We start from the raw sequence: 12,014 nt of genomic DNA on the forward strand, positions 1-12,014 counted from the left end.
CTCTTAGTTCTGCAACACGGACGACACCAGCAGCTGGGTGTACGGATGGTGGGGATCGTCGAGCACGCGGTCGGTTAACCCACTTTCCACCACCTGGCCCTGCTTCATCACCAGCAGACGGTCCGCCAGCAGGCGCGCCACGCCTAAATCATGGGTAACAATGACCACCGCCAGGTTCAGCTCTACCACCAGACCACGCAGCAGATCGAGCAGGCGCGCCTGCACGGAGACGTCCAGCCCGCCGGTGGGCTCGTCCATAAACACCAGCTTTGGGTGGGTGACCAGGTTGCGGGCGATCTGCAGACGCTGCTGCATGCCGCCGGAGAAGGTGCCGGGCAGGTCATCAATGCGCGAGGCGGGGATTTCAACGTCCTCCAGCCAGCGCTGCGCCGTGGTCCGAATGTTGCCGTAGTGGCGGGCGCCGGTGGCCATCAGCCGTTCGCCGATGTTGCCCCCTGCCGAGACCTGACGGCGCAGGCCGTCCATCGGATGCTGATGCACCACCCCCCACTCGGTGCGTAGCAGGCGGCGGCGTTCGGCCTCGCTCATGCCGTACAGCGACGTGCCTTCATACAAAATGTCGCCGTGTTGCGGTGCCAGGCGCGCGGAGATGGATTTCAGCAGCGTCGTTTTGCCGGAGCCGGATTCACCGACAATCCCCAGCACTTCGCCCGGCCAGAGGTCGAACGACACGTCGCTGAAGCCTTTACCCGGCGCATACAGGTGGGTCAGGTTGTTAACCGAAAGCAGCGGTTTCATTGGCTTTTCGCCTCGCTCTGTTGGCGGCAGTAATCGGTGTCGGAGCAGACAAACATCCGTTTGCCTGTGTCATCGAGCACCACTTCATCCAGATAGCTGTGTTTCGAGCCGCAGATGGCACACGGCTCGTCCCACTCCTGCACCGTGAACGGGTGGTCGTCGAAATCGAGGCTCTCCACCCGGGTGTAAGGCGGGACGGCGTAGATGCGTTTTTCACGCCCGGCACCGAACAGCTGCAGGGCAGGCATCATGTCCATCTTCGGGTTGTCGAACTTCGGGATCGGCGATGGGTCCATGACGTAGCGCCCGTTGACCTTCACCGGATAGGCGTAGGTGGTGGCGATATGGCCGAAGCGTGCGATATCTTCGTACAGCTTCACCTGCATCACGCCGTACTCTTCCAGGGCGTGCATGGTGCGGGTTTCCGTTTCGCGCGGCTCGATAAAGCGCAGCGGCTCCGGGATGGGTACCTGGAAAATCAAAATCTGATCTTCCGTGAGCGGGGTTTCCGGAATGCGGTGACGGGTCTGGATCAGCGTCGCGTCTTCGGTTTTTTCGGTGGTCGCGACGCCCGTTACCCGCTGAAAGAAGTTGCGGATCGACACTGCGTTGGTGGTGTCGTCTGCGCCCTGGTCGATCACTTTCAGCACGTCTGCTTCGCCGATCACGCTGGCGGTAAGCTGGATACCGCCGGTGCCCCAGCCGTAAGGCATCGGCATTTCGCGACCGCCGAACGGCACCTGATAGCCCGGAATGGCGACCGCTTTGAGGATGGCGCGGCGGATCATGCGTTTGGTTTGCTCATCCAGATAGGCAAAGTTGTAGCCGCTTAAGTTAGCCATGTTTGCGCTCCCGTTGCAGGCGTTTCAGCAGTTCCAGTTCTGCCTGGAAATCGACGTAGTGCGGCAGTTTGAGGTGCGAGACGAAGCCAGCGGCCTCAACGTTATCGGCATGGGCCAGCACAAACTCTTCGTCCTGCGCCGGGCCTGCAATCTGCTCGCCGTAGTCCGGCGCCTGCAGGGCGCGGTCAACCAGCGCCATTGCCATGGCTTTGCGCTCGCCGAGGCCAAACACCAGCCCGTAGCCGCGGGTAAAATGCGGGTCTTCATTTTCAGGCGCGACAAAACCGTTCACCATTTCACACTCGGTCATCAGCAGTTCGCCGACGTTCACCGCAAAACCCAGCTCTTCCGGCACGATTTCAACGTCGATATAACCGCTGCGAATCTCAGCCGCAAACGGGTGGTTGCGCCCGTAACCGCGCTGGGTGGAGTAAGCCAGCGCCAGCAGATAGCCTTCGTCGCCGCGCATCAGCTGCTGCAGGCGGGACGATCTGGAGCACGGGTAAACCGGCGGCGTGCGGGTGATGTCATCCGGCTGAGCGCCTGAGTCTTCCTCCGCCTTCGCCAGGCCTTGTTTCGCCAGCAGGCTGAAGACGTGCGGAGACGGTTCTTGTTCGGCATCAGAGGTGCTGAGCGGCGGCACGTCGCCGTTCGCCAGCAGGGTAAAATCCAGCAGGCGATGGGTGTAGTCATAGGTAGGGCCCAGCCGCTGACCGCCGGGGATGTCTTTGTACACCGCTGAAATGCGGCGCTCCAGGCGCATCTCCGCCGTGTTGATGGGTTCACTTACCGCCAGCTTCGCGAGCGTAGTGCGGTAAGCACGCAGCAGGAAGATGGCCTCGACGTTGTCGCCGCTGGCCTGCTTTAGCGCCAGCGCCGCCAGCTCGCGGTCAGCGATGCCGCCTTCGGTCATCACCCGGTCAACGGCGAGGTTTAGCTGCTGCTCAATCTGGGCGACGCTTAGCTCGGGAAGCTGTTCATCGCCCCGTCGTCTGTGCGCCTGTAGCGCATGGGCGGCGGCGATAGCCTTTTCGCCCCCTTTGACGGCTACGTACATCAGCACACCTCCACATGGGTGGTCCGCGGGATCGCCAGCAGGCGCTCGCCGCAGGTCAGAATCAGATCAATACCCAGCGGGAACGGGTGCGGGCGCTCGGTCAGCTCATGAATAATGCACTCCGGCAGCTGCGGCGCGACCATGCGTTCTTCCGCGATGCCTGCGCCGGTCAGGCGCAGCATGCGCCCGCCGCTCAGGCTGGAGACCTGCAAGATCAGGGTGGCGCTGGTCTCCGGGGCTACCGCGCTGCCTTCACTCAGGTCATTGAGCTGTTCATGGCTGATTTGCTCGTCGGCCACGGCAAAGACCGCCTGGCGCGGCTGTTCAACCAGCGGGGCGCTGGTGTGAAAACGCAGGTTCTGGCTGGCGATGTCGTTGGACAGGACGCCTGAGAGCCACACCGGGGTGTCGTTGTCGGCAAGCGTCAGCAGCACGCTGGTGGTCGCCAGGTTTAACGGCAGCCAGCCCTGAGAGAGCTGATGCAGCGAGACGATCACACCCGGCTCGCTCATGGCTTTCAGCAGGCGACGAAAACTGTGTTGGGCATCCTGGACGGCCAGGGTAAAAGCAGGTTGAAGCGTCATGCGTTGTCTCCGCGAACGAGCGTAAAGAAGTCGACCCGGCTGGTATTGACTTCGGCCTGACGCGCGGCAATGCGTGCGGCGCGATCAGCCTCCAGCGGGGCAATAAGGGTTTCCATCAGGGTCTGGAAATGCGGTTGTTCCTGTAAAAGCGCATCGATCACCGCGCAGCGCTCGGCGTGCGCTTTATCGCGCCCCAGCACGTAGCTGTACCCCAGTGTGCCGCTGTTCAGGCGGATTGCGGCGCGGGTGAGGGTGGCATCCCCGGCGAAGAAGCGCTCGCCGGTACCGCCCATCCGCGCCTGGATCTGAACGAGGCCGATCTCCGGGGCGCGGAGGATGTCGTATTCAGGCGCCAGGCTAAGGGCGTGCATGCGGGCAGCCAGCGCGGTGGGCTGACTCTGGGCAAGTACGCGCATCCAGCGCTGTCGGGTGGCAGTGTCGAAGTGCATTCAGTGCTCCATGGTGAATTCGATCATGTCGGCGCGGGTCAGGCTGACGGAGTATTCCGTTGCGTTGATCTCACCGTCGCGATGGTTGAGGGTGCGCACGCAGAGCAGCGGGGCCATATTGGGGATCTCCAGCACCTTGCTCTCTTTCGCCTGCGCCCGACGGGCGCTGATGCGCGTCTGGGTGCGTTTCAGCGCGATGCCTGTCGCTTCCTGCAGAAAGTCATGCAGCGAGCCACTGGTGAAATGTTGCAGCACTGGCCAGAGGGAGAGATCCGCGAAGTAGTGATCTATCTGGCAGACCGCGACGCCGTTAACCCGGCGCAAGGTGCGCAGGTGGATAACGTTATCGCCCTCCTGAATCCCCAGCGCGTCCGCCACGTGGCTGGAGGCCGGACGCAATACCGAGAGCAGTTTTTCACTGGTCGGGTGGCTGCCCTGGTCCAGCAGATTCTGGCTAAAGCGCGCCTGGGCGTTTAGCGGGTAGTCGAACGGGCGCATCAGCACCAGCACGCCGATGCCCTGACGGCGCTGGACCCAGCCGCGCTCAACCAGTTGATCAATGGCGCGGCGCAGAGTGTGGCGGTTCACTTCATAGCGGTCGGCAAGCTGCTGTTCCGCAGGCAGGTAGTCTCCGCAGCGGTAATGCGTGCGCAGCTCCACTTCGAGCTTTGCCGCAATCTCTTGCCAGCGGGTGGGGTAACTGGTCGGATGTCTGGATAAGTGCATAAAAAACAACGCCTCGCTTCTCAGATAAAGTGCTTACGCAAACGTTGAGAGAGGAAATCCAGCAGGCTGACGGTGACGATGATGAGCACCATCAGGGCGCAGGTTTGCTGGAACTGGAAACCGCGAATCGCTTCCCACAGGGTGACGCCAATCCCGCCTGCGCCGACCATGCCGACGACGGTGGCGGAGCGGACGTTGGACTCAAACCGGTACAGGGAGTAGGAGATCAACAGCGGCATCACCTGCGGCAGGACGCCGTAGAGGATCTCTTCGATTTTGTTGGCACCGGTCGCGCGGATACCTTCCACCGGACCGGGCTCGATGGCTTCGACCGCCTCAGAAAGCAGCTTGGAGAGCACGCCGGTGGTGTGGATGAACAGCGCCATCACGCCCGCGAACGGTCCCAGACCGACGGCGACCACGAAAAGCATCGCGAAGACCATCTCGTTGATGGCGCGACAGGCGTCCATCAGGCGACGCATGGGCTGGTAGACCCACCACGGCACGATGTTCTCGGCGCTCATCAGGCCAAAGGGAATGGAAAGAATGACGGCCAGGGCGGTGCCCCAGACGGCAATTTGCAGGGTGACCGCCATTTCACTGAGGTAGTCCTGCCACTGACTGAAGTCCGGCGGGAAGAAATCGGCGGCGAAGGTCGCCATATTGCCCGCGTCTTTGAAGAGCAGCAGCGGGTCCATTTCCGCGCCCTTCCAGGAGATAACCAGCACCGCCAGCAGGATGGCCCAGCTTATCAGCGAGAACCAGCTGCGCTTCGGCGGCGGGAGGGTGATGGTTTGCATGTTGGCTCCTTAATCTGTTCTCCCTCTCCCTGTGGGAGAGGGAACTTGTGTTACTGCACCGCTTTATTCACGCTGGTCATCGCGCCGAGCGCGGCGGTCAGGCGGTCCAGGTCTTCCAGCTGGGCCTGAATCGCAGCCACTTTGCTGGTCTTCTCCTCGTCCTTCAGCCCCTTGTTATCCTTCACGCCCTGCATCTCTTTAAACAGCGCCAGCTGGCGAATCGGGACCAGCTGCAGGTCGCTGGACGGGCGGAACGGAGCCCAGCCCAGACGCGTCAGAACCGCTTTCTCTTCCGGCGTTTTGCCGTAGGTCATAAAGAAGTCGTACACCTTGTTCTTGGTGCTTTCAGACAGGTTTTTACGCCAGACAATCGGGTCACCGGGGATGAGCGGTGATTTCCAGATAACCTTGATCTCTTTCAGCTTGTCCGGTGCTGAGGTCTTCAGTTTGTCGAGGTTCTCGGTGTTGTTGGTCGCGACATCCACCTGCTTGTTGGCCACGGCCAGGGCGTTGGTTTCATGGCTGGCGTTTACCGTGCGTTTGAAGTCGCTGGCGGAGGCGTTGTTTTTGGCGAAGACGTAGTAGCCAGGGACAAGGTAGCCTGAGGTGGAGTTGGGATCGCCATTGCCAAAGGTCAGCTCTTTGCGTTTGGCAAGCATGTCGTTAAGGTTGTTGATTGGGCTGTCTTTGTTCACGATCAGCACGCTCCAGTAGCCCGGGGAGCCATCTGCCGCGACGGTCTGGGCAAAGACCTGACCGTTGGCGCGATCCACCGCTTCCATGGCGGAGAGGTTGCCGTACCAGGCGATGTCCACTTTGTTAAAGCGCATCCCCTGGATGATGCCCGCGTAGTCCGGGGCGAAGAAGGCGTTCACTTTGATCCCCAGTTTGGTTTCCATATCTTTCAGGAACGGTTCCCACTGAGGTTTCAGGTTCTGCTGTGATTCCGTCGAAATAATGCCGAAGTTCAGCTCTTTTTCCTGCTCCTGTGCATACGCTGGGCTTAACAGGGTGCTGATGCTGAACATGCTGGTAAAGGCCAGCGCGGCAACGGCTTTGTAGCTCATGTACTTTCCTCGGATCGGGTTTAATTAAGCAGCCTGCGCGTTCTCTTCGACGCGGTTCATGCTGCGGTAGAGATGGTCAAAACGGTCGTTATCAAACTGATGGCTCGCGCCATCAAAGAACACGTGTCCCTGACGCAGGCCGACGATGCGTTGGCAGTAGCGCAGGGCGTAATCCACCTGATGCAGCGTGACCACCACGGTGATGCCGTCGTTCTGGTTAATGTCGTACAGGGTCTCCATCACGATGCGGGCGGACTCCGGGTCCAGCGAGGCGATGGGTTCGTCAGCGAGAATGATGTGCGCTTTCTGCATCAGGGCGCGGGCGATGGCGACGCGCTGCTGTTGTCCACCGGACAGGGTGGAGACGCGCTGGTGGGCGAAATGCGCCATGCCGACGCGGGTCAGCGCCTGTAAGGCTTCCTGCTTCTGGGACGGAGAGAACCAGCGCAGACAGGTGCGCCAGAACGGGGTGCTGCCGAGTGCACCAATCAGCACGTTCTCCAGCACCGTCAGGCGGTTTACCAGGTTGAACTGCTGGAAGATGTAGCCGGTCCGGGCGCGGCTCTTGCGGATATCGCTCGCCAGACGACCGGCGCGCTGTACGGTATTACCCAGCAGCTCGACGTGGCTTTCCGGCGTGTTATCGCCGGTAATAAGCCCGCTTAAATGGCGCAGAAGGGTGGATTTACCTGAACCGGATGGCCCCAGCAGCGCCACCATCTCGCCCTGCCGGACGGTGAGATCAACGGCGTGCAGAGCCTTGTTGTGATTGAAGGTCTTGCTCAGTTTCTCGACGCGGATGACGGTTTGCATGTGCTGGGCCTCACGATAAATGTGGCCTCATGCTGGCGCATCAATGTGACATTTGGGTTAAGTGCAGGTTGCGGGAGTTTGAAGAGTTGAAGTGAAAGCGATGACAGTCACTGTAGGCCCGGTCAGCGCAGCGCCACCGGACGCTGTTGCCGGCTGCGCTGCGCTTATCCGGCCTACGACGTTTGGTGTTGCTTCACGACATTAATCATCCACGGCACGCCGTATTTGTCGGTGACTTTACCGAAACCGTGAGCCCAGAAGGTTTCCTGCCAGGGCATATCGACATTGCCGCCTGCGGCAAGGTTGTCGAACCAGCGTTTGCCTTCATTGACGTCCTGGGTGTCGAGAACCAGCGTAAAACCGGCATACTGCGCGTTGCTGCCGGGCGGCATCCCGTCGCTCATCATGATATCGCTGCCCGCAATGCGGACGTTGGAGTGGGCGATAGCCGAATCCGGAAATTGCATACCGGACGGGCAACCTTCTTCGCTGTTATCGCTTTTTGGCATTTCGCCGAAAGTGATCTTGTAGAGGAGCTCCGCGCCGACGGCTTGCTGATAAAAGGCAGTGGCCTCTGCACAGTTGCCGGCGAAAGAGATGTAGGGACTTAACGGCATAATCTTTACCTCACGTAAGAAAAGCCCATTAAGTTTAGTTCTTTTTTTGTAGGCCGGATAAGCGTAGCGCATCCGGCAAAAGCGCCCGGTGGCGCTGCGCTTACCGGGCCTGGAGGTGAAAATCAGTTCTTTTTCACAAACTCCGATTTCAGTTTCATCGGGCCAAAACCGTCAATTTTACAGTCGATATTATGATCGCCTTCAACCAGACGGATATTCTTCACTTTGGTGCCGATCTTCAGCATGGAGGAGCTGCCTTTAACCTTCAGATCTTTAATGACGGTCACACTGTCGCCGTCCGCCAGCAGATTGCCGTTCGCATCTTTTACAACAAGCGCATCGGCGTCCTGTGCTGGCTCGGCATCATTCCATTCGTGCGCGCATTCCGGGCAGATGTACATGCCATTATCTTCATAGGTGTATTCAGAATTGCATTTCGGGCAGTGTGGGAGTTGCATATCGGTATCCTCAGAAAGTGTAAACGCGCTGGAAAGTGCCAGCAAAATGACGGCAGCGTGCCGAAAAAGGCGGCAAGTATAACGCAAATCCACACGGTTGTCGGTGATATTGTGAATTAAAAAAATGCCACAAGCGTGTCGGGAGTGACACTTTATGTCAGTCAGTTAAGCGATGCTGACGTCATTAACACGTTGGGAAGAAATGGCGCGAAATATATCGAATATTTTATTGCAGCAAATTGCTACGCACCTCCATTTCGGATAAGGTGAAGCAACACATTGTTATTTATCTCCGGAATTTGCTGCCATACATATCTTATGGCTGTAGAACATTACCTCTCTTTTTAGGTGGGTAAATAATGGTGATATATCCTGAAGTTTCTTAAAAATGGGCTACGCTTTTTTCTTTTGGCTATCAGGCCTGGAGAAGAGTTCTACACGCCATGCAAGGATAGTGAATTATTCCTGATTATCTTCAATCAGTTATATTTCGGCGAACATGTTTTCCACACGTAATCATATAAGCCTGAACAACATAATTAAAACCAGTGGCTTAATAAAAGTAATAAATTTGCGTTAAGGAAAGGCTTTTATCATGCACACACAGACCATTTTTGAATTAAGCCAGGAAGCTGAGCGTTTGTTACAGCTTGCTCTGCAAAATCTTGATACGTTGAAATCAATGCCGACTGCGATGCTGGAAAGCACAACGGCTGCCATCACGGGTGAAAAGAACAACGTTTTACCTTTGCATTTTAGTGCGCGCGGTGTCGATGCGCAGCAGGCGATGCTGAATAATGAATTACGAAAAATAACCCGGCTGGAAATGGTCCTGGCGATTGTCGGCACCATGAAAGCGGGCAAATCGACCACCATTAATGCGATTGTGGGTACCGAAGTGTTGCCTAACCGCAATCGTCCCATGACGGCGCTTCCGACGTTGATTCGCCATACGCCGGGTCAGAAGGAGCCGGTGCTGCATTTCTCACACGCCTCGCCTATCGATGAACTGATCCAACTGCTGCAGAAAAAGCTTTGCGATTACGATCGCGCGAAGCTGGCCCAGCGTCTGGAAATTGATAAAGACATGAATACGCTGCTGGCGCGTATTGAAAAAGGGGAAGCCTTTGAGAAGCATCACCTGGGGGCACAGCCGATCTTCCATTGCCTGAAAAGCCTTAACGATCTGGTGAGGCTCTCCCAGGCGTTAGGGGTCGAATTTCCGTTCTCTGAATATGCGGCTATCGAACATATCCCGGTGATTGAAGTGGAGTTCGTGCATCTCGCGGGGCTGGATGCACATCTCGGGCAACTGACGCTGCTCGACACGCCCGGGCCTAATGAGGCCGGACAACCGCATCTGCAAAAAATGCTCAGCGAACAGTTGTCCCGCGCGTCGGCGGTGCTGGCGGTGATGGATTATACCCAGCTTAAATCCATATCAGATGAAGAGGTCCGTCAGGCGATTTCCGCGGCGGGTAAATCCGTGCCGCTGTATGCGCTGGTCAATAAATTCGATCAGAAAGATCGTAACAGCGACGATGAAGAACAGGTCCGGGCGATGATCTCCGGTACCTTAATGAAAGGCAATATTTCGCCCGGCCAGATCTACCCCGTTTCGTCCATGTGGGCGTATCTGGCGAACCGCGCTCGCTACGAGATGAATACGCACGGGCAACTGCCGGATCATCAGGAGCAACCGTGGGTGCAGGATTTTGCCGAAGCGGCGCTGGGACGTCGCTGGCGCACGGCGGACCTGGACGATATTGATCATGTTCGTCATTCTGCCGATTTGCTCTGGGAAGATTCGCTCTTTGAACAACCGATCCGCAAGCTGATTTACGCCGCCTATGCTAATGCCTCGCTATTCGCTCTGCGTTCGGCCTCGCATAAGTTGCTCAACTACGCCCAAAATGCCCGGGAGTATCTCGACTTCCGCTATCAGGGGCTGACGGTAGCCTTTGAGGCGCTGGAACTCAATATCGCACGTCTGGAGGAGGACATGGCGCTTCTGCAGACCCGTCAGCGCGTGGTGAGCGATGAGGTGAAACATGAGGTTGAGCAGGCGCTAAACGCTACCGCGGACTTTATGGTGTCACAAAAAACGGCGCTGCATCAGGCGATGGGTGATCTATTCAGCGCGCGCCATATTCTTGAGTTAGCCGGTATCGACGGGTTGAATCACCGTATTGACGAGCCGCACGAGCTGAAGCAGCTGGTGCTGGACGACGAGGGGCAGGCGCAGATCGCGCTGAGTAAAATCCGCTCTTCCTGCGAGCTTATCATGCTGGATGCGCAGAGAAAGATCGGCCGGGAACTGGCGTTACGCTTCGATCAGCTGGAGTCGACGCTGGCGAGGTCCCTGAATGAAGCGATGCGTCCCATTGAAACGCGTATCAAAGAGCACCTGAGCCATGCGGGTTTTCGGGCGCGGATCAGTTTCCCGGCGTTTCAGGCGAGCCAGCTCAACTTTAATACGCAGGCACTGTTTAACGATGCCATTGCGCAGGATGACAGCCAGGCAGGTCAGCCATCCGGCGGGGGCGGTATGCGTGAAACGGTCTCTCGCTGGCTCAATAATCCGGGCTGGGGCTGGGATGATTATGTGGAAACGCGCACGCGCTATGTGATCGACATTGCGCAGCTACATGAAAAAGTTAAGCAACATATTGAGCAGTTTTGTGAACAAATACGTAAAGCTTTGTCCGCGCAGGTCGATGTCTCTGTTACGGCAGGAATGGCAACGTTCTTTGCAGAATTTTCGTTGTGCCTGACCGGGTTACAGGAAAGCTTGCGTGATAGCCTCGCAGTGCGCCAACAAAATGAGCATTCAACCCGAGCGCTCTGCCAGTTGTTGAAGCAAAGTATCACTACTGCGACGTGGATTCAGGAAGATACCCGACTGTTACGCGATGATATTCAAACTCTATTCGCGGCAGAGCAACCATGACAACACCACTACTGGATGGCCCCGGGCGAACGCTGGAGTGTATTCATCCAAAATTTATGGTCGATCTGGTGCAGGGGGTAGACGCAGCGCGTCATCCCCACCCTGGACCACAACAGCTGCAGTTTCGTGAGCGGTTGACGCAGGAAATTATGACCCGTACCCGGCTACGCCCGTGGGCGATGGCGGGGATGCTCAATGAAAATGCGGCGCTGCGTCTCGGCCTGGCGGAAAAACTGGCCGGCATGCTGGACCCGGGCCATCTCGCCCTGACGCTGATGGCGGAGAAGCTGATGGCGCTGCGCCAGCAGGCTCATCCGCGTGCCCAGCAGGCACCGGGGCTGATGCAGCAGTACGCCGAACTTTCTACTCATTTTACCCAACGGGCAGCTTATAAAGAAAAGGCCCTGACCCAGCGCGGGCTAACGGTGCAGGCGGGTGAGCACAGCGAGCAGATTTTTACCCGCTGGCGGGCCGGGCACTATGATGGCTGGTCGCTGGCTGGTCGCTGTTTTATCGTCCTGGAAGAGCTTTGCTGGGGGCCATTTGGCGACGCCTGCCGCCTCGCTAACGAAGATGTGGCGGCCATGCTCAAGGATAACCTGCGCAGTATGGCGGCAAACTATCTGGCACAGGGGATTAATGCCTCTCCCACGACCCGCCATTTCTATCACCAGTGGCTGACAACACCGGCGTCTCCGGGCTTAATCGATCATAAAGACATGCTGGGCTGGCTGGGGGACTGGTGTCAGGCGGATAAACATCCGGTGAGCTGGTCAGTGACGCAGAACTGGCAGACCGTCGCGCTGGGGATGCCGAGGCTCTGTTCAGCAAAACGGCTGGTGGACGGGATGGTGGACGAGATTTTTGGGTGAATTCTTCACCCCCTCACCCT

Annotated in this window: 13 protein-coding genes; 2 read left to right on the top strand and 11 right to left on the bottom strand. The window is 57.9% G+C overall.

Translation table 11 applies throughout. The features are described from left to right. Window positions 1-3: 3 nt before the first annotated feature. The 11 genes from phnK to C1N69_RS01790 all read right to left on the bottom strand — a co-directional run bounded on the left by phnK (window position 4) and on the right by C1N69_RS01790 (window position 8,172). On the bottom strand, window positions 4-759 hold the full coding sequence (gene phnK / locus C1N69_RS01740; RefSeq protein ID WP_059386374.1) for a phosphonate C-P lyase system protein PhnK: 756 nt from the start codon (window positions 757-759) through the stop codon (window positions 4-6). Then, complete coding sequence (phnJ, locus tag C1N69_RS01745; RefSeq protein WP_045285529.1) at window positions 756-1,601, bottom strand: alpha-D-ribose 1-methylphosphonate 5-phosphate C-P-lyase PhnJ; 846 nt, start codon at window positions 1,599-1,601, stop codon at window positions 756-758. The genes phnK and phnJ overlap by 4 nt, the downstream gene beginning before the upstream one ends. Beyond that, the gene (locus C1N69_RS01750) at window positions 1,594-2,658 is read right to left on the bottom strand and encodes a carbon-phosphorus lyase complex subunit (protein ID WP_025757891.1); all 1,065 of its coding nucleotides are present in this window, start codon (window positions 2,656-2,658) and stop codon (window positions 1,594-1,596) included. The genes phnJ and C1N69_RS01750 overlap by 8 nt, the downstream gene beginning before the upstream one ends. Continuing rightward, complete coding sequence (gene phnH / locus C1N69_RS01755) at window positions 2,658-3,242, bottom strand: phosphonate C-P lyase system protein PhnH (protein ID WP_025757892.1); 585 nt, start codon at window positions 3,240-3,242, stop codon at window positions 2,658-2,660. The genes C1N69_RS01750 and phnH overlap by 1 nt, the downstream gene beginning before the upstream one ends. Further along, a complete protein-coding gene (gene phnG, locus C1N69_RS01760) occupies window positions 3,239-3,691 on the bottom strand; it encodes a phosphonate C-P lyase system protein PhnG (RefSeq protein WP_025757894.1) in 453 nt (150 codons plus the stop codon). Before phnG ends, phnH begins: the two co-directional genes overlap by 4 nt. Beyond that, window positions 3,692-4,417, bottom strand: a complete 726-nt coding sequence (phnF, locus tag C1N69_RS01765; protein WP_155030569.1) for a phosphonate metabolism transcriptional regulator PhnF — start codon at window positions 4,415-4,417, stop codon at window positions 3,692-3,694. It abuts the gene before it with no gap. A gap of 20 nt (window positions 4,418-4,437) precedes the next feature. Beyond that, the gene (phnE, locus tag C1N69_RS01770; protein ID WP_008500063.1) at window positions 4,438-5,217 is read right to left on the bottom strand and encodes a phosphonate ABC transporter, permease protein PhnE; all 780 of its coding nucleotides are present in this window, start codon (window positions 5,215-5,217) and stop codon (window positions 4,438-4,440) included. Between the two features lie 50 nt (window positions 5,218-5,267). Continuing rightward, window positions 5,268-6,284, bottom strand: a complete 1,017-nt coding sequence (gene phnD, locus C1N69_RS01775; protein WP_155030570.1) for a phosphonate ABC transporter substrate-binding protein — start codon at window positions 6,282-6,284, stop codon at window positions 5,268-5,270. 24 nt (window positions 6,285-6,308) lie between these two features. Then, window positions 6,309-7,097: a phosphonate ABC transporter ATP-binding protein gene (gene phnC / locus C1N69_RS01780; RefSeq protein WP_155030571.1), complete on the bottom strand. Its 789-nt coding sequence runs from the start codon at window positions 7,095-7,097 to the stop codon at window positions 6,309-6,311. A gap of 173 nt (window positions 7,098-7,270) precedes the next feature. Beyond that, a complete protein-coding gene (gene yjdN, locus C1N69_RS01785) occupies window positions 7,271-7,714 on the bottom strand; it encodes a VOC family metalloprotein YjdN (RefSeq protein ID WP_047957573.1) in 444 nt (147 codons plus the stop codon). Window positions 7,715-7,836: 122 nt separating this feature from the next. Beyond that, the gene (locus C1N69_RS01790; protein WP_047957574.1) at window positions 7,837-8,172 is read right to left on the bottom strand and encodes a zinc ribbon domain-containing protein YjdM; all 336 of its coding nucleotides are present in this window, start codon (window positions 8,170-8,172) and stop codon (window positions 7,837-7,839) included. Between the two features lie 595 nt (window positions 8,173-8,767). Here C1N69_RS01790 and crfC point away from each other — a divergent pair. Together crfC and C1N69_RS01800 are read left to right on the top strand one after the other, a co-directional pair. After that, window positions 8,768-11,122, top strand: coding sequence for a clamp-binding protein CrfC (crfC, locus tag C1N69_RS01795; RefSeq protein WP_155030572.1), 2,355 nt, complete (start codon window positions 8,768-8,770; stop codon window positions 11,120-11,122). Beyond that, window positions 11,119-11,994 carry a diguanylate cyclase regulator RdcB family protein gene (locus tag C1N69_RS01800; RefSeq protein WP_094919666.1) on the top strand — a complete coding sequence of 292 codons (876 nt, stop codon included), beginning with the start codon at window positions 11,119-11,121 and terminating at the stop codon, window positions 11,992-11,994. The genes crfC and C1N69_RS01800 overlap by 4 nt, the downstream gene beginning before the upstream one ends. Window positions 11,995-12,014 lie beyond the last annotated feature (20 nt).

Source organism: Enterobacter sichuanensis, from assembly GCF_009036245.1.
GTDB classification, from domain to species: Bacteria; Pseudomonadota; Gammaproteobacteria; order Enterobacterales; family Enterobacteriaceae; genus Enterobacter; species Enterobacter sichuanensis.